This is a genomic window from Ramlibacter monticola (genome assembly GCF_016722785.1).
GTDB lineage: Bacteria > Pseudomonadota > Gammaproteobacteria > Burkholderiales > Burkholderiaceae_C > Ramlibacter > Ramlibacter monticola.
The window spans coordinates 13,100-32,956 of sequence record NZ_JAEQNE010000011.1 but is presented as its reverse complement, the minus strand read 5'-3'; the positions used below and the strand labels follow the sequence as shown (position 1 = coordinate 32,956).

Genomic DNA, 19,857 nt, shown 5'->3' with positions numbered 1-19,857 from the left:
ACTGGCGCGAAATTCTCAAAATGGAACAGGCAGGACAGTCCCGCGTCAGCGAGTGCGCCGGACACTCCCGCCAGGAGACAAAGGAGCGCCCCATGACCGTTCCAGGACTGGCTGCGGCCCACGACAGGCTGCAGCAGATCGAGCGCGTGCGCCAGGCCGTCCTGGAGGAAGGCCGGTCCATGACCGAGGTGCTCGTCCATGCGTGGTACGACGGCACGTGGATCGAACGTTCCTGGCGCCGCTGCCTGGACAGCGGCCAGCGCCCGGAGTACGACGTCGGCTTCGAACTCGTCCCGCGCCAGCAGGAGAAGCGCGTCGGAGAGGCGAACCACACCCTCGTGGCGGCGGCGCGTCCGGTGCTCGAGCAGCTCGGCCGGGCGATCGCCAGCACGCGCTACTTCGCGATCCTGACCAACCGCGAGGGGGTGGTGGTCGATACCCATGGACCGATCGACATGGCGGACCCCCGCGCGAATGCGATCGCCCGCATCGGCGTCGACCTGTCCGAACGCGCCGTGGGAACCACCGCGATCGGGGCCGCGCTGTCGGAGCTGCAGCCGGTCTGGCTGCACCGGGGCGAACACTTCTTCCACGCCACCAGCTGCTACAGCTGCGCCGGCGCGCCCCTGTTCGGGCCGGACGGCCAGTGCGTGGGCATGCTGGACCTGACCGGCATCGACGCCTCCGAACGGCCCGAGCTGAAGCACCTGGTGGCGCAGTCCGCGCGCAGCATCGAGAACGCGCTGGCCCTGTCGCGGCCGCACAAGCTGGTGCTGCGCCTGAACTGGCCGGGCCGGCTGCTGGGGGACGACGACGACGGCATCGTCTGCCTCGACCGCGACGGCTGGGTCACCGGCAGCAACGGCGCGGCGCGCCAGATGCTGGCCGGCCTCACCCAGGCCGGGGGCGGCGCGGTGCACTGCAGCGAGCTGTTCGCGCAGCCCTGGGAACCCCTGTACGACATCGCCCGGGCCGGCGAGGTCACGCCGGTCGAAGTGCCGCTGTGGTCCGGCCTGCGGCTGTCCTGCCTGGCGCAGGTCGCGGGCAGCACCCGCACCGGGGCGGGCCCGCGGCTGCCCCTGCGCGACGTCGAGATCGCCCTGATCCGCAAGGCCGTGAGCGACGCCCGCGGCAACGTCATGGAAGCCGCGCGGGCGCTCGGCATCAGCCGGGCCACCGTGTACCGCAAGCTGTCGCAGAAACCCCCGGTGCGCGAGTAGGCCGTCGCGCCGGCGACACGGCCGGGAGGGTCGAACGGCACTTGGAAAGCGGGGAGGGTTGCCTATACTCCGCGCACCAGCTCGACCATGACCATCCTGCGCCGCGCCCCTGCCCTCGCGATCGCCCTCCTCACGGCCACGGCGCTGCATGCGGGCCAGGTGCGCGTGGCCGTCGCCGCGAACCTGGGCGCGCCCATGCAGAGGATCGCCAGCGACTTCGGGTGGGCGACCGGGCACGAGGCGGTGGTGGCGCTGGGATCCACCGGCCGGCTCTATGCCCAGATGCGCGGCGGCGCCCCCTTCGAGGTGCTGCTGGCCGCCGACCAGGAAGTCACTTCGCGGGTCGAGCGCGATGGCCTGGCGGTCCCGGGCAGCCGCTTCACCTATGCCGTCGGCCGGCTGGTGCTGTGGAGCCTCGATCCGAACGGGGTCGACGGCCAGGGCAACGTGCTGAAGCGGGCGCCCCACGGCCGCCTGGCCGTGGCCGACCCGCTGCTGGCCCCCTACGGCATGGCGGCCAACCAGACGCTGGTCCGGCTCGGCGTGCTGCCCGCGTGGCAAACCAGCCTCCTGCAGGGCGAAAGCGTCGCGCAGGCCTATCAGTTCGTCGCGACCGGCAGCGCGACGCTCGGCTTCATCGCCCTCTCCCAGGTGATGAGCGAGGGCCGCATCAGCCGGGGTTCCGCCTGGATCGTGCCCTCGCAACTGCACGACCCCCTGCGGCAGGAGGCGGTGCTGCTGAACGCGGGCCGCTCGAATCCCGCCGCCACCGCCTTGATGGATTACCTGAAGACCGAACCGGCGCGCGCGGTCCTGCGCGCCTACGGCTACGAAGTCCCGAAGCCCTGAGCGGCGGCGCCGGCTTCCCGCGCCCCTTCTTTGATCGGATACTGCGCCGTGCCATGAGCCCGGTGCGCCGCCTGCTGCTGCTCTCTTTCGCCTGCTTCTGCGCGGCCGCGCCCGCCCGCGCCGCCGAGACCGTGGTGGTGGGCTCCAAGCGCTTCACGGAGAGCTACATCCTCGGCGAGATCGTGCGCCAGGCGCTCGTGTCCGCCGGCGTCCCGGCGACGCACAAGCAGGGCCTGGGCAACACCGCCGTGATGGAGCAGGCGCTCGCCAGCGGCGGCATCGACGTCTACCCGGAGTACACCGGGACGATCGCGCGCGAGTTGCTCAAGCAGGAGGGTTCGCCCCCGCTGGCGCAGCTTCAGGCGGGGCTGGCGGCGAAAGGCCTCAAGGCGGGGGTGCCGCTCGGCTTCAACAACAGCTATGCGCTGGCGATGCGCGAGGACGACGCGCAGCGCCTCGGCATCGCGAGCCTCTCGGACCTGGCGCGCAGCAAGGCGCCGCTGCGCTTCGGCCTGTCGCACGAGTTCCTGGTGCGTGCCGACGGCTGGCCGGCCCTGCAGCGCGCCTATGCCCTGCCCTTCGCGCCGGGCAGCGGGCTGGACCACGGCCTGGCCTACCAGGCGCTCGCGGCAAAGCAGGTGGACGTGGTCGATGCCTACACGACCGACGCGCAGATCGCGCGCTTGAAGCTGCGGGTGCTGCGGGACGACCGCGACTTCTTCCCCCGCTACGATGCCGTCCTGCTGATGCGCGCCCGGCTCGACGAGCGCCCGCTGGCGGCGCTGGCGGGACGCATCGACGAGGCGGCGATGCGCGCCATGAACGGCGAGGTGGAGATCGACGGCAAGTCCTTCGAGGCGGTGGCGCGCGAGTTCCTCGCCCGCGGCCAGGCCGCCGGGCCGGTCCGGCCCGCGGCGTCGGCGCCGCACCCGCAAGGCTTCGTGCAGCGCCTGTTCGCGCCCGACCTGCCGCGCCTGGTGCGGGAGCACCTCGTGCTGGTGTTCGCCTCGCTGGCGATCGCGGTGGCGCTCGGCGTGCCCCTGGGCGTGCTGGCGCATCGCCATCCGCGCTGGTCGGGGCTGCTGATGGGGCTGGTGGGGATGGTGCAGACGGTGCCCTCGCTGGCGCTGCTCGCCTTCCTGATCGCGATCGTCGGCACGATCGGCTTCGTGCCGGCGCTGCTGGCCTTGTTCGTCTATGCGCTGCTGCCGATCGTGCGCAACACGCATGCCGGGCTGGCCTCGCTGCCCCCGGGCATGCGCCAGTCCGCGCTGGCGCTCGGGCTGCGCGAAGGCCAGGTGCTGCGCAGCATCGAGCTGCCGCTGGCGGCGCCCACCATCTTCGCCGGCGTGAAGACCGCGGCCGTGCTGAACGTCGGCCTGGCCACGGTCGCCACCTTCATCGGCGCGGGGGGGCTGGGGGAACGCATCGTCGCCGGCCTGGCGGTGAACGACACCGCCTTCATGCTGTCCGGCGCCGTGCCGGCCGCGGTGCTGGCCCTGCTCACGCAGTGGGTGTTCGACGCGCTGGAGCGCTGGCTGCGGCGCCAGCCGTACTAGCATGGAGGCCATGGCAGACCCGCTGCAAGCGCTGGTGGACGACCTGCTCGAGTGGGTGGCCACGCCGCGCCCCTACGCCGAGGTGATGGACGCCTGGCGCACGTCCTGCCCGCGGCTGCCGGTGTGGGAAGAGGCGAATCGCCAGGGACTGCTGCAGTGCAGCCGCGATGCGGCGGGGGTCGAGCAGGTGGCGCTGACGCCGCTGGGCCGCGAACGCCTGCGGGCGCGCCGGGCCTACTTCCAGTAGGCGTACGCCCAGGCCGTCGCGAAACCATGCCGCGCGTACAGCGCCCGGGCGCGCGCATTGCCCTCCTCCACCTGCAGGAAGCAGCGCTGCACCCCGCGTTCGCGCGCCTGCGCGCCCAGCGCGGACAGCACCGCGCCCGCCAGGCCGCGGCCGCGGTGCGCCGCCAGCGTGCGCATGCCGTGCACGCCGCACCAGGCGCCGCTGAAGCACGCCGCCCCCACGGCGACGGTGCGCCCCGCCTCGCGCGCGCTCGCGAAGACCGAATCCCGGCCGCGCCGCAGGATGGCGAGGCGGCTCGCGCCATCGACCGGATCGAAGCCTTCGCCCAGGAAGACCTGTTCCCAGTCGGCCGCTGCCGTGGACGCCAGTTCCATTTCGACCCGCGCGTGGCCGGGGACGGCAAGCTCCCCCACGCGGCCGGTCTGCACCAGCGTCGGCTTGGTGCGCACATAGCCCGCCTCGCGCAACTGCGCCTGGAAACCCGCGAACGCCGGCAGCTCCGGGACCCGCAACACCAACGGCAGGCCGGCGGCGGCATAGCGCGCCTCGAGCCCCTCGAGCGTGCCGCGCCCCGGCGCCTCGTGCACCAGGGGCGCCGCGCTGTGGCAGCGCCCCACCGTGCCCTCATCGAAGGCCAGCAGCCAGCCGTTCCAGCGCTCCTGCGCGCGCGGCGGCACCGCCGCCAGGGTCGCGCGTTCGATCGCCTCGATCTCGTCCATCCATTTCATTGTGCCCCGGGCAGTTCGCACTCCAGCGCGGCGCGGTCCCACCGGCCCCTTTGGGCGGCGGCCTCGTAGGTGGACTGCAGGAAGGCGAGCAGCGCCGCATCCGGGTCAGCGGCCTGGCGAACCACCTCGTAGGGCAGGATGAATTCCCGCAGTTCGCGGCTGTAGTAGGCGCCCTGCGGCTGCACCGGCGCGTCGGCGAAGCCTTCCGGTTCCGGATAGGCATAGGAATAGAAGGCGGGCTCGCCGAGGCCGGTGCCGGCCCAGAAGCCGCAGCTGCTGACCTCGTGCGAATAGGCCTCGCGCACCACCCAGTCGGCCAGCTGCGGCGCGCCCCCCGGATGCGGCGGCGCCGCGCGGCCGGAGAAGCGCGTGACCGCGAGGTCCATGGCGCCCCAGAAGAAGTGCACCGGGCTGCACTTGCCCCGGAAGCGCGCCCGGAAGATGCGCAGCACGCGGTCGGCCTGCAGCAGGATGCGCCACCAGCGCTGCGCGGCGTCGCCGTCGTAGGGGCGCGGCGCCGTGTCCTGCTCGAAGGGCAGCGCGTCGGGGATCTCGCAGGGCAGCGTGCGGATCGCCAGCGGGATCCCGAGCGAACGCAGGGCTTCCGCCACGCCCGCGTGGAACTGCGCCACCGATTGCGGCTGCAGCGGCACGGCGGCCGAGGTCCCGTCGCTCACCGAGAAGTTCAGCCGGTGCGCGAGGAAATCGAACTCCGCCTGCCAGAAGCGCCCGCCGCAGGGCAAGGGCCCGCTCGCGATGCCGCGCGCGGTGAGCGGCAGCGTCACGTGCCACGAATGGTTGGTCCAGGGCGTGCACGCGAGGCGCAACTTGCCCACGACCTGCATCCAGCGGTGCAGGGCGGCATGGGTGCCCTCCCATCCGGAGAGGGGCAGCGGGGGCCAGGAGGAAGCGTTCATGGGGACTCCGTGACGAAAGGCAGCACCACGTCCACGGCCAGGCCGGGCTGCGCGTTGCGCAGCACGAGCCGCCCGCCGTGCGCCTGCGCCACCAGGCTGCACAGGTACAAGCCGAGGCCGACCCCGCCGGTCGCACGCTGGCGGGCGGTGTCGGGGCGGAAGAAGGGCTGCGCGAGTTGCGGCAGCACGGCCTCGTCCACGCCGGGGCCGAAGTCGCGCACCGTGAGCAGGACATGGCCGTCCTCGCCCCGTGCCAGCCGCACCTGCGGCGCAGGCCCGCCGCCGCCATGGCGCAGTGCGTTGTCCACCAGGTTGCGCAGCAGCAGGCGCACGCGGGCGCGATCCAGCGCCAGCTCGGGCAGCGCGGGCCCGGTCTCGATCTCCACCGGCTGCTCCTGCAGCACTTCGCGCACGAGGGCGGCGAGGTCGGTCGCCTCGCGGTGCAGGGCGGCGTGGCCCTGCCCCAGGCGTTCGCTTTCGAGCAGGTCCGTCACCAGGCCGGCCATCTCCTGCAGTTCGCGCAGCAGCGCCTCGCGGCGCGTGCCCGCCTCGCCCTGCTCCGGCAGCAGCTCGACATGCAGGCGCGCCCGCGTCAGCGGGCTGCGCAGCTCGTGGCTGATCGCCAGCAGCAGCGCGCGCTTGGCCTCCAGCATCTGGTGGATGTTGGAAGCCATCGCGTTGACGTCGGCCGCCAGGTCGCCCAGCTCGTCGCGCCGCCGCACCGGGATCGCCTCGCCGAAGGCGCCGCGGCCGAAGCGCTGGGCGCCGGCGCGGATGTCGTCCAGCGGCCGCAGCAGCCGCCGCACCGCGTGGTACGCCACCGCGGTGAGCATCAGCACGGCCGCCAGGGTCGTCCAGCCGATGCGGCGCGGCCGCTCCTGCCAGGGCCGCAGGCTCAGGCCGAAGGTGATGCGGTGGCCGTCGGCGGTGGTGCGGGACACGAGGCTGTCCTCCGGATCGTCCCAGCGCCCGCGGTGCGGGCCGACGAAGCCCTCGCTGCGCCAGCGGACCTGCGGGCCGTCGATGGCGATCGTGACCGGCAGGCGTTGCGCCAGCGCGCGGGCACGCTCCAGGTCTGGCGGCGTGCCGATCTCGGCCGCGAGCCGGTCGATGTAGTCCGACAGCAGCGGCCGCACCGCGCCGCGCCAGCCGCTGCCCAGCGCGACCTGCATGCCGGACAGGAAGGCCGCCGTGATGCCCAGCGCCAGCAGCAGGAACAGCAAGACCAGGCGGGCCCGCAGCGAGTGGCGCAGGCGCCGGTGCGCGCGGCGGTGCCAACGCGCCGGAGCGGGCAGCGCCGCGGCCTCAGCCATGCGCGGGGCTCTCCGCGGCGCGCAGCGCCAGCGCGTAGCCGGCATTGCGCAGCGTCTTGATGGCCGCGACGGGTTCCAGCTTGCGCCGCACGCGGCTCACGAGGATGTCGACCGCGCGCGTGTAGAGCTCGGCCTCGTGCCCGCGCAGCTCGTTCAGGATCTCGTCGCGGCCGAACACCCTGCCCGGCTGGCGGGCCAGCAGCAGGAGCAGTTCGAACTCGGTGCTGGTCAGCTCCACGACATCGCCCTGCCGCTGCACGGTGCGCGTCACCGGGTCGATCACCAGGCCCTCGAAGCGCAGGCGACCGTCGCCCACGCGCGGGCCGCGCCGCCGCAGCACCGTCTGCAGCCGCGCCACCAGCTCGCGCGGCTCGAAGGGCTTGGGCAGGTAGTCGTCGGCCCCGAGCTCGAGGCCGACGACGCGGTCCATCACCTCGCCGCGCGCGGTGAGCATCACGACCGGGATGTCGCTGCCCGCGCGGATCGCCCGGCACAGCGCGAAGCCGTCCTGCTCGGGCAGCATCACGTCGAGGATGGCGGCGTCGAAGCCGCCCTGGCGCAGGCGCTCCAGCCCCTCGCTCGGCCGCAGCGCCTGCACCAGCTCCAGCCCGAAGCGCTGGAAGTACGCGGCCAGCGGCTCGCCCAGTGCCTGGTCGTCGTCGATCAGCAGGATGCGGGGCATGGACTCATTGTGCGCGGCCGTCAGCCCCGGCGCCACCAGCCGCGCCGGTGCTGGAGCACCTCGCGCACCTTCGCCTGCTGCTTCGCGTCGAGGCTGTCGTAGAAGTCGCCCAGGGCGGCGATCACCTCCGGGCTGCGGGTCTCCAGCGCCGCGGCGGTCTTCGCCATCAGGGCCTGGGCGCCGGCACGGTCGAACTTGTCGCCGGCGACCAGCGCCTGCAGCTGGGCGCGCGCGTCGGGCTGCTGGCCCGCGAAGGCGCTGCGCTGCTCGTGCAGCTTGGCGACCAGCACCGCCAGCTTGGCCTTCTGCGCCTCGTTCAGTTCGAGCCGCGTGCCGATGCGGTCCACGATGTGCTCGCGGTGCCGCGCCTGCTCCTCGGGCGTGGCGCCCCAGCCGGCGTGGTCGCGGTGGTGGCCGCAGGCGCCCAGCGCGCCCAGCGTGAGGACGGCGGCAAGGCCGGCGAGGGTTCGGCGGATCCAGCGTTTCATGGCTTGCTCCTGGCAGCGTTGATCGGGACCTGCAGCTTGCCGGCCGGGCCGTGCGCGGTCATCGCGGCCCGGTCGCGTTTCATTTCGTTTTGTTTCGCCCCGCAGGTCGTGCGCATCGGCACGTCGGCCCGCTGTCCGGTGCGCAGGCGCGCTACGGCAAGGACAACGAGAACGGCGTCCGCAGGTCGCTCGACGAGATCAACGCGCAGGCGCCGACCATCGGCGGCAAGACGGTGCGCTTCGAGCTGGCGGCCGAGGACGCCGCCGGCAGGAGGGCCGCCAGCGCGCGCGTCTCAATTGGCCGTGCCGGCGTTTGGGAAGAACAGCTGCTCGCCGTTGATCCTGTAGCTGGCGATCGCCTGCTGGCCCGCCGGGGAGGTCACCCAGTCGACGAACTTCTGCGCCTCCGCGGCCCTCACGTGCGGGAACTTCTGCGGGCTCACGATCATGACGCCGTACTGGTTGAACAGGCGCCGGTCGCCCTCGACCAGCACCGCCAGCTCGCCCCGGTTCTTGAAGCCGAGCCAGGTGCCGCGGTCGGCCAGCACGTAGGCGTTGCTGGACGCGCCGATGTTCAGCGCCGGGCCCATGCCGCAGCCGCATTCCTTGTAGCCGCTGCCGCGGTTCGCGAGGCCGGCCTGCGTCCAGTAGCGCTTCTCCGCGGCATCGGTCCCGCTCTTGTCGCCGCGCGAGACGAAGGGAGCGTTGGCGGCCGCGACCTTCTTCAGCGCCGCCACGATGTCGTTGCCCCGGGTGCCGGCGGGATCGTTCTTCGGCCCGACCAGCACGAAGTCGTTGTACATGACGGGGTAGCGGCGTGGCGCGAAGCCCTCGGCCACGTACTTTTCCTCCGCCGCGCGGTCGTGCACGAACAGCACGTCGGCGTCGCCGCGCTTCGCGATGTCGATGGCCTGCCCGGTGCCGACCGCGACCACCTTGACCGTCACGCCGCTGGCCCTGGCGAACTCCGGCAGCAGGTGCGAGAACAGGCCCGACTGCTCGGTCGACGTGGTCGAGGCCATGACCATGGTGGGCTGCGCCAAGCCGCCGGTGGCGGCCAGGGCGAACGCGAAGGCGCACAGCGCGCGGCGGGCGAAATTCATCCCAGCTCTCCCTTGACGAACAGTTCGGCCTCGCGCGAGGTCTGTCCCAGCGGGCCGGTGAAGAAGGCGCGGACCGGCAGGTCCGCCAGCACCCGGCCCTGCTCCAGGTAGACCACGCGGGTGGCCAGGCGCTTCACCTGGCCCAGGTTGTGGCTGGCGAAGACCAGCGTGGTGCCGGCGGCGGCGAAATCCGCCATCAGCGATTCGACCTCGCGCTTGGCATGCGGGTCGAGGCTGGCGGTGGGCTCGTCCAGCAGAAGCACGTCGGGCCGCAGGCTCCAGGCGCGCGCGAACGCCATCCGCTGCAGCTGCCCGCCCGAGAGCGTGCGCGCGTTGCGCAGCGCCACGGCCCCGAGGCCCACGCGGCCCAGCGCCAGCACGGCCTGTTCCCGGGCCGCGCGCCAGCGCGCGCCGCGCAGCCACGGGGCCAGCGCCACGTTGAACAGCACCGAGGCCCGCAGCGCGAAGGGGCGCTGGAACACCATGGCCTGGCGCAGGCGCACGTCGCGCACGACGGAGCCGGCCGAGGGGCGCAGGATGCCTTCCAGCACCCGCAGCAGCGTGCTCTTGCCGCAGCCGTTGGCCCCGATCAGGGCGACCCGCTCGCCCGTCGCGATGCGCAGGTCGACGCCGCGCAGGGCCTGCACCGCGCCGTAGTCCAGGTCGACGCCCTTCAGCTGGATCCACCCCGCCATCACGCCGTCCCCGCGAGCACCACGCCCTCGGCATGCGCGCCGCGCCAGCGAGTGATCAGCGCGATGCCCGCATTGAGACCCAGCACCACCACCAGCAGCACGAGCCCCAGCGCCAGGGCCAGCGGCAGGTCGCCCTTGCTCGTCTCGAGCGCGATCGCGGTGGTCATCACGCGGGTGAAGCCCTCGATGTTGCCGCCGACGATCATCACCGCGCCGACTTCCGAGATGGCGCGGCCGAAACAGGCGAGCAGCACCGTCAGCAGCGCGTAGCGCTCGTCGAAGGCCAGCAGCAGGCTGCGCAGCGCGCCGCTCGCGCCCATGGAGCGCAGCTGCTCGCCGTTGGCGCGCTCGGCGTCCTCCACCACCTGGCGCGTCAGCGCCGTGCACACCGGCAGCACCAGCAGCACCTGCGCGAACACCATCGCCTTGAACGAGAACAGCCAGCCGAGGAAGCCGAAGGGCCCGCTGCGCGAGAGCAGCAGGTACACCACGAGGCCCACCACCACCGAAGGCACGGCGAGGAAGGTGTTCAGGACGGTCACCACCGCGCCGCGGGCGGGAAAGCGCGAAACGGCCAGCCAGCCCCCCAGCACCAGCCCCAGGGCGCAGGCGAGCAGGCAGGCCAGCCCGCTCACCGCCAGCGAACGCGCCACGATCTCGAACAGCGCCGGATCGCCCCCCACGACCAGTCGGAGGGCCCGCGCCAGGCTCTCCTGGAATGGATTCATGGGCCGCGATGGTAAGGGGTCGCGGCCCCGCGGCCTCTCGGGGCTTGCGAGTTATGAAGGCGCGTGCATAGGGGCGAGCAGGCCCAGCATGATTTCCGGCGCCAGCGGCTTCACCAGGTGTTCGTCGAACCCGGCCTCCAGCGCGCGCTCGCGGTCCGCCTGCGAGCCGAAGCCGGTCAGCGCCACCAGCCGTGCGCGCAGGGCCGGGAGCTGCCGCAGCCGGCGCGCGGTCTCGTACCCGTCCATGCCGGGCAGGCCGATATCGAGCAGGATCAGCTTCGGGTCGAAGGATTCGGCGAGCCGCAGCGCCTCCTCCCCTTCGTGCGCGATGCGGGTCTGGGCGCCCATCACTTCGACCAGGGCGGCCAGCGTTTCCGCGCCGTCGCGGTTGTCGTCCACCACCAGGACGCGCACGGCCTCGAGCGCGGCGGGCTGCATCTGCATCGCCGCCGCGGACCCGGGCGCCGGCGCGACGCAGGCCGCCGTCAGCAGCGGCAGGCTCACGGTGAAGATGCTGCCCAGGCTCGCCCCGCGGCTGTAGGCCGACACGCGGCCGCCGTGCAGTTCCACCAGCCGGCGCACCAGCGTGAGGCCGATGCCCAGCCCGCCCTGCGAATGCGCCCCGGCGCAAGGAACCTGCGTGAACATGTCGAACACGCGCGACAGCATGTCCTGCGGAATGCCGATGCCGCTGTCCTGCAGCACCACCGAGACGCGATGCTGGTCCAGCACGACCGACACCGCGATGCGCCCGCCCTCCCCGGTGTACTTGGCCGCGTTGCCCAGCAGGTTGACGAAGGCCTGCGTGAGCCGCACGCGGTCCCCGTGGACCTGCGCCGCCGTCGGTTCCGTGAGGCGGACCAGCCGGTGCGAACGCTTCTCCATCAGCGGGCGCACGGACTCGATCGCGTCGTCGAGGATTTCCTGCAGCGCGAGCCGCTCGCGCCGAAGCTCGATCTGCCCGCGGCTCACGCGGGAGACGTCCAGCAGGTCGTCGACCAGGCGGGTGAGCTGCTGCAGCTGGCGCGCCATCACGTCGAGCTGGCGCGCCACCAGCATGTCCTGCGCCGAGGGGCCGCGGCGCAGGAGCTCGATCGAATTGGCCAGCGGCCACAGCGGATTGCGCAGCTCGTGGGCCAGCATGGCGAGGAATTCGTCCTTGCGCTCGTGTTCGTAGCGCAGCTGCAGGTTCAGTTCGGCGGAAGCCGAGCGCGACGCGTCCAGCGCGTGCGCGAGCTCCTGCGCCTGCGCGGCGGCGTCGCGGGCGGCGGCCGCTTCGGCGCGCTCGACCTGCAGCATCTGCTGCGCGTTCAGCAGCGCGGCCAGCAGGGGGAAGGCGTCCTCCAGTTCGTCCAGCGCCTGCCTCGCGGGCAGCGCACCCACCAGGATCAGCGCGGCGCCGTCGGCCGCGATCGCCTGCGCGTCCAGCTGCGCATCCGCCGGAAGGTCGACCTTGCCGACGGGGCGCGCCTCCGCCTGGCAGCGGCGCAGGAACGCTCGCCATTGCGGGCCGCCCGCGACAGTCTTGGGCATGCCGGGCGCCGGCAGCAGCACCGCGAGCGCGGGGTCCTTCACGTACAGCAGCAGCCGTTGGGCACCGAGCACGCCAGCCAGCACGCGCGCCGCCTCGTCCCGCTGTGCCGGATCGGCGAGGGGGTGCAGCAGGTCACGCAGGGGCCGCGACCCGGTGGTCACTGGGGCAGCGCACACACGACGGCAGTGCAGTTGTGGAAGCCGCTGGACTGGCCTTCGGCGCGCGCGATCTGCCCGTAGGTGTCGCAGCCGACGAAGCCGGCGGGCTCGAGCAGTCGGGCGCAGGCCTCGAGCTCGTCCCCGAAAGCGCTGCCCATGCGCAGCCGCGTCGCGACGCAGCCGAACACGAAGGCGGCGGCGGGCCGCGCGCCGGCGAGCGCGCGCAGCGCCTCCGAGGTGGCCTGGCGCGCCGCCAGCACGGTGGAGGCCGCCGTGGTCTTCATGACGTGCACCACCGAGCCCTCGGACAGGGCGGCGGCGCACAGGATCGCGCCGTCGTCCTGCACGGCCAGGGGCGCGCGCAGCCGGTAGCCGTCGCCCCGGCGGATGCCGATCACGTTGTGCAGGAAGAATGGCATGGGGTCCTTCAGGTGGAACTTCTGGCCGGTGAGCTCGGCGTACTCCTGCAGGGCGTGCACGGCCGGGATGCCATTGAGGCTGACGAGCCGGTGGCCCTCGGCCTCGGTCACCCGCAGGCCCGGCCCGGCCGGCACCCAGCCGTGCGCCACGCCCACGCCGACCGGGCTGTGCGACAGGATCTCCAGCGCGGCCAGCGCATCGGCGTGGGCGGCGCGCCCGGCGAACACGCAGGTGCGCTGCAAGCGGCCGTCGTCGCCGGCGCCGCCACCGAAGAAGCAATAGTTGCCGGCCGTGCGGAGCGTGAGTTCCTCCACCAGCAGCCCGCCGTGCGCAGCCGGCGCATCGGTCATGACCAACGCGCTGCGGTAGGGCTGCGAGGCGCGCAGCACGCCCTGGAAGGCGGACACGGCCTCGGTGGCCGCGCGCCCGGCGTCGACGCCGACGCCCTTCCCCAGGCCCACGGCGAAGTGCATCGTGTCCGAACGCAGCCCCATCGCCGCCGCCCGGCCCTCGCCGCCCTGGCCTTCGACGAACTCTCCGGCCGAGGACGCACCGACGATGGCCTCGGTGCCGGCCTCGTCGGCGAGCGCATTGAGCAAGGCCGCGTGCCCGTGGCCGGCCGAGGCGAACACCACGACCGCATCGGCCGGGGCGCCGTGAAAGGCCTTGCGGATGGAGCGGCCCAGTTGGAAGCCGGCACGTGCGCTGTCCCGTTCATCGGTGATCGCGCTATGGCCCTCGGTCATGGACAGGCTCCCTTGGGGAGCTTGAACTATGGGTGGAGGCCGGGCTCCACGCTGTAGGACGGCAGCGGCCTTCCCCCTGGGCAGCGGGCTACACGGCTCGTCCATACTCCACGCATGGACAAGGTGGAACTGCGCTACGACTTCGCCCCCCGCCGCCAGGACGGCTGGGTGCGAAACGCCCTGATGGACCTCCTGCACGCCGTGCAGGAACAGGGTTCCATCTCGGGCGCGGCGCGCGAGCTGGGACTGTCGTACCGGCACGTGTGGGGCGAGCTGCGGCGCTGGGAGGCGCAGCTCGCGCATCCGCTGATCGTGTGGGAGAAGGGCCAGCGGGCCCGCCTCGCGCCCTTCGGCGAGAAGCTGCTGTGGGCCGAGCGGCAGGCGCAGGCGCGGCTCGCGCCGCAGATCGAGGCGCTGCACGCGGAGCTGGAGCGGGCCTTCGCGGTCGCCTTCGACGACACGGCGCAGGTGCTGACGCTGTTCGCGAGCCACGACGACGGCCTGTCGCTGCTGCGCGGCTTCGCCGTGGACCGGGCGCGGCTGCACCTGGACGTGCGTTTCTGCGGCAGCGTCGACGCGATCACGGCGCTCAACGAGGGGCGCTGCACGCTGGCGGGCTTCCACAGCTCGCAGCAGCCGGGGCTGGGCAGCCTGACGCAGCGCACCTACCAGCCGCTGTTGCAGACGGGTCGCCACAAGCTGATCGGATTTGCGGAACGCAGCGAGGGGCTGATGGTGGCTCCGGGCAATCCGCTGCGGCTGGCATCGTTCTCGGATGTCGCCGGGCGGCGCGCGCGGTTCGTGAACCGGGCGCGAGGCAGCGGGACGCGGCTGCTGTGCGAGGAGTTGCTGGCGCGCGAGCGACTGGCGCGTTCGGACGTTTCCGGCTTCGAGCGCGAGGAGCCGTCCCATGCTGCCGTGGCGCAGGCCGTGGCCTCGGGCAGCGCCGATGCGGGCCTGGGGATCGAGGCCGCGGCGCGCGCGCGCGGGCTCGACTTCGTGTCCTTGCTGCAGGAGCGCTATTACCTCGTGTGCCTCAAGGAAGCGCTGGAGGAGCCGCCGATCGCGACCCTGCGGCGGCTGCTGCAAAGCGAGGAGTGGCAGCGGCAGGTGGGCGCGCTGGCGGGCTACACGCCGTGGCGCAGCGGCGAGGTGTTGAGCCTGAAGGCGCAGTTGCCGTGGTGGGATCTACCGCCCAAGCGTGCTGCGTAGGGGCTCGATCTTCCCGGGGACGTCGCGGCAGGCGATGTGCGGCAGGCGCGACGAACCCCGCCCCGAAACGAAGCCGCTCACAGGGCGCAAGTCCGGAAACCGACGAACCCGTCATCCCGCCCCGGCAGCGCCCACCAGCGCGCCTTCGGATGCTTCATCCGCGCGCGCGTCGCGAAGGAGGCGCCGCGCTGCACCCGCGCCTTGCCGAACACCGCCTGTGCATCGAGTTCCGCCGTCGGCGACCAGGCGGCCGGCGCGAAGCCGGCCCAGGGCCGCAGCGTCCCCGCCGTCCATTCGCGCACGTCGCCCCAGCGGAAGCCGCGGCGGCCGGCCTGGTGGGCGGCGATCTCCCATTCGGCCTCGGTCGGCAGGCGCCGCTGCGCCCAGCGGGCATAGGCGTCGGCTTCCCACCAGCTCGCATGCATCGCGAACTGGCTGCCGCCCATGCGCGTGGGGCGGCCGAACAGCGTCTGCAGCACCGCGCCGCTGGCCACGCCGATCTGCTCCACGTGCCCCGGGGCGCGTCGGCCCTCCCCCTCGGCCTCGCGCTGCAGCCAGTTCCAGCCTTCCGGATGCCACAGCTCCTGCCGGTCGTAGCCGCCGTCGTCGATGAATTCGACGTACTGCGCCCAGGTCACCGGCTGCGCGTCGATCTCGAATTCGGGCACCAGCACCACCTCGTGGCCGCGCTCGACGTCCAGCGCGAAGCCGCCGTCCGACCAGCCGATCGTCCAGCGCGTGGCCGGCAGGCCCAGCGGCGGCCGGGCGGCCACGCCCTGCGGAAGTGCGATCCCGACCTGCACGCCGGCCGCCTGGGCGAGCATCACCAGTTCCTCGCCGCGCAGGTCCTCGTGGAACAGCGCCATGCGGAAGAAGTAGAGCGCGTCGTCCTCGTCGGGCGTGTGCTCCAGCAGTTCGAGCGTGGTCTCCAGCGTGTCGAGCAGGTACGCCTTGACTGCCTCGGGCCCGGGCAGCTCCAGCGACGCGCGCTCGGCGCGGGGGACCAGCGAGGGATCGAACCAGCGGTCCGCCTGCGGCTCCACGCTGGCCAGGTGCATGCCGTCCGTCGGACAGCGCGGCCCCAGGTTGCGCTGCGGGTTGCGCCCGATCCAGTACTCGGCGAGCCAGCCCATGTGCCCCGCCAGCCACAGGGGCGGCACGCCGTCGGTGCCCGGCGGCAGGCGCAGCATGGCCCCCAGCGCCTGCTCGAGGCGGGCCAGCAGCTGCAGGGTGTGGTTGCGCGCGTCCATCAGCGCCAGCGACAGCCGCTCGCGGTCCGCGCGCCGCATGTCGGGCGTGTCGATGAGGGCGAGGGCGTCAGCCATGGGGCGGGTATGGCGGCGGGTGCGCTGGCCGTCCAGCCCGTGCAAACACGGATGCTTGTATCCGGTTGCGTCACGATGCTGTCAGGTTGGCCAGAACCGGCTTCCTAGAATTTCTGCTTACTTCCACTCTACCCGACAATCCGGGGTCCGCTCGGCCATCGGAAATCATAAGACGGAGACAGCATGCGTGGTCTATTGAAACTCTCCGGCGCGATCGACTGGCTGAACGCGCTGGTCGGCAGATGGGTCATCTGGCTCATTCTCGCCTCCACGGTGATCAGCGGCATCAACGCCCTCGTCCGCAAGGTCTTCAACGCCAGTTCCAACGCCTACCTCGAAGTGCAGTGGTACCTGTTCGCCGGCGCCTTCCTGCTGGCCGCGGGCTACACGCTGCTCAATGGCGAGCACGTGAAGATCGACGTGGTCTCCAGCCGTCTCGCCAAACGCAAGCAGATCTGGATCGACGTCATCGGCTTCGCCCTGTTCCTCACGCCCATGTGCCTGGTCGTGCTGTGGTTCGGCACCCCCTTCTTCCTGCAGGGTTTCCGCTCGGGCGAGATGTCGTCCAACGCCGGCGGCCTGATCCGCTGGCCGGTGTACCTGCTGATGCCGATCGGATTCGGCCTGCTGCTGCTGCAGGGCCTCTCCGAATTCATCAAGCGCATCGCCTTCCTGCAGGGGCTGATCCCCGATCCCACCGAGAAGAAGATCGCCAAGACCGCCGAAGAGGAACTGGCGGAAGAACTGCGGCGCCAGGCGGAAGCCCAGGGCCGCGTCTGAACTGCGAAAACGAGGAGCACTGACCCATGACGCAGTTCATCGCGCAAAACCTGGCCCCGATCATGTTCGCGGGCCTGATCGTCTTCCTGCTGTTCGGGTTCCCCGTGGCCTTCAGCCTCGGCGCCTGCGGCCTGTTCTTCGGCATCGTCGGCATCGAACTGGGCGTGCTGCCCGAGTCGCTGCTGCAGGCCCTGCCGCTGCGGATCTTCGGCATCATGCAGAACGACACGCTGCTGGCCATCCCCTTCTTCACGCTGATGGGGTTGATCCTGGAACGCAGCGGCATGGCGGAGGACCTGCTGGACACCATCGGCCAGCTGTTCGGCCCGATCCGCGGCGGCCTGGCGCTGGCCGTGATCTTCGTGGGCGCCCTGCTCGCCGCCACCACCGGCGTGGTCGCGGCCTCGGTGATCTCCATGGGCCTGATCTCGCTGCCCATCATGCTGCGCTACGGCTACGACCGGCGGCTCGCCTCCGGCGTGATCGCGGCCTCGGGCACGCTGGCGCAGATCATCCCGCCCTCGCTGGTGCTGATCGTGCTGGCCGACCAGCTCGGTCGCAGCGTGGGCGACATGTACAAGGGCGCCTTCATCCCGGGCTTCATGCTGACCGGCATCTACGCCGCCTACGTGATCGGCGTCGCCATCTTCAAGCCGCAGTGGGCGCCGGCGCTGCCGCTGGAGGCGCGCTCGATCCGCGAGGACAACGGCAAGACCGGCCTGCCCTCCCTGGGGGTGCTGACGCTGATCTCCGCCGGCGTCGCCATCTACCTGGGCGAGAACTGGTCGCGCGTGACGGCGTGGTGGACCGACGGCCGCGTGACGACCGCGCCCACCGACGAGACGATCGTGGTTTCGCTGTGCGCCGGCGTGATGCTCGCCTTCGTGATCGCCGTGGTGAACAAGGTGCTGCGCATCGGGTTGCTGTCGAGGATGGCCGAGCGCGTGACCTTCGTGCTGATCCCGCCGCTGCTCCTGATCTTCCTGGTGCTGGGCACGATCTTCCTGGGCATCGCGACGCCGACCGAAGGCGGCGCCATGGGTGCGCTGGGCGCCCTGGTGATGGCCGTGGCGCGCGGACGCCTGTCCTTCCAGCTGCTGAAGCAGGCCCTCAACACCACGACCAAGCTGGCCTCCTTCGTCGTCTTCATCCTGATCGGCTCCACCTTCTTCAGCCTGGTGTTCCAGGGCGTGGACGGCCCGCGCTGGGTGGAGCACCTGCTGACCAGCCTGCCCGGCGGCCAGCTGGGCTTCCTGATCGTGGTGAACCTGCTGATCTTCTTCCTGGCCTTCTTCCTCGACTTCTTCGAGCTGTCCTTCATCGTGGTGCCGCTGATCGGCCCGGTGGCGGAGAAGCTGGGCATCGACCTGATCTGGTTCGGCGTGCTGCTGGGCGTGAACATGCAGACCTCGTTCATGCATCCGCCCTTCGGCTTCGCCCTGTTCTACCTGCGCAGCGTGGCGCCGGAGAAGGAGTACATCGACAAGGTCACGCGCAAGCCGATCGCTCCCGTCACGACCATGCAGATCTACTGGGGTGCGGTGCCCTTCGTCCTGATCCAGGTCATGATGGTGGGCCTGATCATCGCCTTCCCGGGCATCGTCTCGCGCGACAAGGAAGAGAAGATCGACCTCGACAAGGTCAAGATCGAGATGCCCACCGACATGCCGGGCGCGGCTCCGGGCAGCGACCCCTTCGCCGCCCCGCCGCAGCCGGATGCGTCCGGTGCCGCGGCCAACGATCCCCTGGCCCCTGCCCCCCTCACCAGCTCCGAGGACGAGGACAAGAAGATGCAGGACCTGTTCGGCAGCGGAAAGAAGTGAAGTAGCATCCGCAGCCGAGAGCATGGACGCCAGAGGGCCCCGCGGGGCCCTCTTCCTTTGGGACGAAACCTGTGAGCACCATCGACACCCTCGCTGCCGTCCTGTTCGCCATCGCGTTGCTGCACACGTTCGCAGCACGCCAGCTCGAGCGCCTGGCGCACCGCTTTCCGCAGCACGAGGGCCTGTTCCACCTGCTCGGCGAGGTGGAAGTGGTGTTCGGGTTCTGGTCCCTCGTGCTGGTGCTCGCGATGGCGGGGCTGGGCCGCTGGCAGGAAGCGGTCCTCTACGTCGAAAGCCGCCAGTACACCGAGCCGCTGTTCGTGTTCGTGATCATGGTGATCGCCGCCTCGCACCCGGTGCTGGAGGCCTTGCGTGCGACCGTGCAGCGGGTCGCCCGGCTGCTGCCGCTGGACATAGGGCTGGCCACGGTGTGGCTGTGCCTCGCCGCGCTGCCGCTGCTCGGATCCCTCGTGACCGAGCCGGCCGCGATGACGCTGTCGGCGCTGCTCCTGCGGGCGCGCGTGTTCCGCACCGAGGTGCCGGAGCGCTGGAAGTACATGGCCCTGGGCGTGCTGTTCGTCAATGTGTCGATCGGCGGCACGCTCACCTCGTATGCAGCGCCGCCCGTGCTGATGGTCGCCTCGGCCTGGGAATGGGACACGGCCTTCATGGCGCGCACCTTCGGCTGGAAGGCGGCGCTCGCGGTGCTGGCGAACGCGACGCTCGCGTGCTGGGTGCTGCGGCGCCACCTGCCGGGGCTGTCGGCGCCGGTGCCGCAGGGGCAGGGGCCGGCGGTGCCGCTGGGCGTGCGGCTCGTGCACCTGGGCTTCCTCACCGGCGTGGTCCTCACCGCGCACCATCCCGCCGTGTTCTTCGGCCTGTTCCTGTTCTTCCTCGGATTCACCGCCGCCTACGGCCGTTTCCAGCAGCCGCTGCTGATCCGCGAGGCCCTGCTGGTGGCGTTCTTCCTCGCCGGACTCGTCGTGCTCGGAGGGATGCAGCAGTGGTGGCTGCAGCCGCTGGTGTCCTCCATGGACGCGAACGCGCTGTTCTTCGGCGCGCTGGGGCTCACGGCCGTGACGGACAACGCCGCCCTCACCTACCTCGGCTCGCTGATCGAAGGGCTGTCGACGGAGGCGCGCTATGCGCTGGTGGCGGGCGCGGTGGCGGGCGGCGGCCTCACGGTGATCGCCAATGCGCCGAATCCGGCGGGCGTGGCGCTGCTGCGCGGTGGATTCGAGGACGAGAGCATCGGGGCGGGCGGGCTGCTGCTGGGCGCGGCGATTCCCACGGCCATCGCGGCAGCGGCCTTGTTGCTCCTCTGAAGCGC

19 protein-coding genes are annotated in these 19,857 nt (G+C 72.0%); 8 read left to right on the top strand and 11 right to left on the bottom strand.

Going from position 1 to position 19,857, the window contains the following annotated elements:
* Positions 1 to 92: 92 nt before the first annotated feature.
* The 4 genes from JJ685_RS27850 (at position 93) to JJ685_RS27835 (ending at position 3,875) form a co-directional block, all read left to right on the top strand.
* A complete protein-coding gene (locus tag JJ685_RS27850; RefSeq protein ID WP_201677651.1) occupies positions 93 to 1,220 on the top strand; it encodes a sigma-54-dependent Fis family transcriptional regulator in 1,128 nt (375 codons plus the stop codon).
* A gap of 87 nt (positions 1,221 to 1,307) precedes the next feature.
* Positions 1,308 to 2,069 (top strand): molybdate ABC transporter substrate-binding protein, encoded by a 762-nt coding sequence (modA, locus tag JJ685_RS27845; RefSeq protein WP_201677650.1) that lies wholly within the window; start codon positions 1,308 to 1,310, stop codon positions 2,067 to 2,069.
* Between the two features lie 53 nt (positions 2,070 to 2,122).
* A complete protein-coding gene (locus JJ685_RS27840; RefSeq protein ID WP_201677649.1) occupies positions 2,123 to 3,628 on the top strand; it encodes an ABC transporter permease/substrate-binding protein in 1,506 nt (501 codons plus the stop codon).
* 10 nt (positions 3,629 to 3,638) lie between these two features.
* Positions 3,639 to 3,875, top strand: coding sequence for a hypothetical protein (locus tag JJ685_RS27835; RefSeq protein ID WP_201677749.1), 237 nt, complete (start codon positions 3,639 to 3,641; stop codon positions 3,873 to 3,875).
* Here the strand turns inward: JJ685_RS27835 and JJ685_RS27830 are convergent.
* From JJ685_RS27830 to JJ685_RS27785, 10 genes are all read right to left on the bottom strand, one after another.
* Positions 3,863 to 4,594 carry a GNAT family N-acetyltransferase gene (locus tag JJ685_RS27830; protein ID WP_201677648.1) on the bottom strand — a complete coding sequence of 244 codons (732 nt, stop codon included), beginning with the start codon at positions 4,592 to 4,594 and terminating at the stop codon, positions 3,863 to 3,865. The two genes, JJ685_RS27835 and JJ685_RS27830, sit on opposite strands and share 13 nt — an antisense overlap.
* 5 nt (positions 4,595 to 4,599) lie before the next feature.
* Positions 4,600 to 5,520 (bottom strand): DUF5996 family protein, encoded by a 921-nt coding sequence (locus JJ685_RS27825; RefSeq protein ID WP_201677647.1) that lies wholly within the window; start codon positions 5,518 to 5,520, stop codon positions 4,600 to 4,602.
* Complete coding sequence (locus JJ685_RS27820; protein WP_201677646.1) at positions 5,517 to 6,833, bottom strand: HAMP domain-containing sensor histidine kinase; 1,317 nt, start codon at positions 6,831 to 6,833, stop codon at positions 5,517 to 5,519. The genes JJ685_RS27825 and JJ685_RS27820 overlap by 4 nt, the downstream gene beginning before the upstream one ends.
* Positions 6,826 to 7,515 carry a response regulator transcription factor gene (locus tag JJ685_RS27815; protein ID WP_201677645.1) on the bottom strand — a complete coding sequence of 230 codons (690 nt, stop codon included), beginning with the start codon at positions 7,513 to 7,515 and terminating at the stop codon, positions 6,826 to 6,828. Before JJ685_RS27815 ends, JJ685_RS27820 begins: the two co-directional genes overlap by 8 nt.
* Before the next feature lie 20 nt (positions 7,516 to 7,535).
* On the bottom strand, positions 7,536 to 8,003 hold the full coding sequence (locus tag JJ685_RS27810; protein WP_201677644.1) for a Spy/CpxP family protein refolding chaperone: 468 nt from the start codon (positions 8,001 to 8,003) through the stop codon (positions 7,536 to 7,538).
* A 293-nt stretch (positions 8,004 to 8,296) separates the two neighbouring features.
* Entirely contained in the window at positions 8,297 to 9,106 is an 810-nt protein-coding gene (locus JJ685_RS27805; protein WP_201677643.1) for a substrate-binding domain-containing protein, read from the bottom strand.
* On the bottom strand, positions 9,103 to 9,801 hold the full coding sequence (locus JJ685_RS27800) for an ABC transporter ATP-binding protein (protein ID WP_201677642.1): 699 nt from the start codon (positions 9,799 to 9,801) through the stop codon (positions 9,103 to 9,105). The genes JJ685_RS27805 and JJ685_RS27800 overlap by 4 nt, the downstream gene beginning before the upstream one ends.
* Positions 9,801 to 10,529 (bottom strand): ABC transporter permease, encoded by a 729-nt coding sequence (locus JJ685_RS27795; RefSeq protein ID WP_201677641.1) that lies wholly within the window; start codon positions 10,527 to 10,529, stop codon positions 9,801 to 9,803. Before JJ685_RS27795 ends, JJ685_RS27800 begins: the two co-directional genes overlap by 1 nt.
* A gap of 51 nt (positions 10,530 to 10,580) precedes the next feature.
* Positions 10,581 to 12,224 (bottom strand): hybrid sensor histidine kinase/response regulator, encoded by a 1,644-nt coding sequence (locus JJ685_RS27790; protein ID WP_201677640.1) that lies wholly within the window; start codon positions 12,222 to 12,224, stop codon positions 10,581 to 10,583.
* Positions 12,221 to 13,387: an FIST signal transduction protein gene (locus JJ685_RS27785; protein WP_201677639.1), complete on the bottom strand. Its 1,167-nt coding sequence runs from the start codon at positions 13,385 to 13,387 to the stop codon at positions 12,221 to 12,223. The genes JJ685_RS27790 and JJ685_RS27785 overlap by 4 nt, the downstream gene beginning before the upstream one ends.
* A 114-nt stretch (positions 13,388 to 13,501) precedes the next feature.
* Between JJ685_RS27785 and JJ685_RS27780 the strand changes: the two genes are divergently transcribed.
* Positions 13,502 to 14,599: a substrate-binding domain-containing protein gene (locus tag JJ685_RS27780; RefSeq protein ID WP_201677638.1), complete on the top strand. Its 1,098-nt coding sequence runs from the start codon at positions 13,502 to 13,504 to the stop codon at positions 14,597 to 14,599.
* Between the two features lie 77 nt (positions 14,600 to 14,676).
* Here JJ685_RS27780 and JJ685_RS27775 read toward each other — a convergent pair whose 3' ends face one another.
* Positions 14,677 to 15,924 (bottom strand): SUMF1/EgtB/PvdO family nonheme iron enzyme, encoded by a 1,248-nt coding sequence (locus JJ685_RS27775; RefSeq protein ID WP_236599347.1) that lies wholly within the window; start codon positions 15,922 to 15,924, stop codon positions 14,677 to 14,679.
* A 183-nt stretch (positions 15,925 to 16,107) separates the two neighbouring features.
* On the opposite strand from JJ685_RS27775, the gene JJ685_RS27770 reads away from it, so the two are divergent.
* The 3 genes from JJ685_RS27770 (at position 16,108) to JJ685_RS27760 (ending at position 19,852) form a co-directional block, all read left to right on the top strand.
* Positions 16,108 to 16,704: a TRAP transporter small permease subunit gene (locus tag JJ685_RS27770; RefSeq protein ID WP_201677637.1), complete on the top strand. Its 597-nt coding sequence runs from the start codon at positions 16,108 to 16,110 to the stop codon at positions 16,702 to 16,704.
* Positions 16,705 to 16,730: 26 nt separating this feature from the next.
* Positions 16,731 to 18,527, top strand: coding sequence for a TRAP transporter large permease (locus JJ685_RS27765; RefSeq protein ID WP_201677636.1), 1,797 nt, complete (start codon positions 16,731 to 16,733; stop codon positions 18,525 to 18,527).
* 71 nt (positions 18,528 to 18,598) lie between these two features.
* Complete coding sequence (locus JJ685_RS27760) at positions 18,599 to 19,852, top strand: putative Na+/H+ antiporter (protein WP_201677635.1); 1,254 nt, start codon at positions 18,599 to 18,601, stop codon at positions 19,850 to 19,852.
* The last annotated feature ends 5 nt before the right edge of the window (positions 19,853 to 19,857 follow it).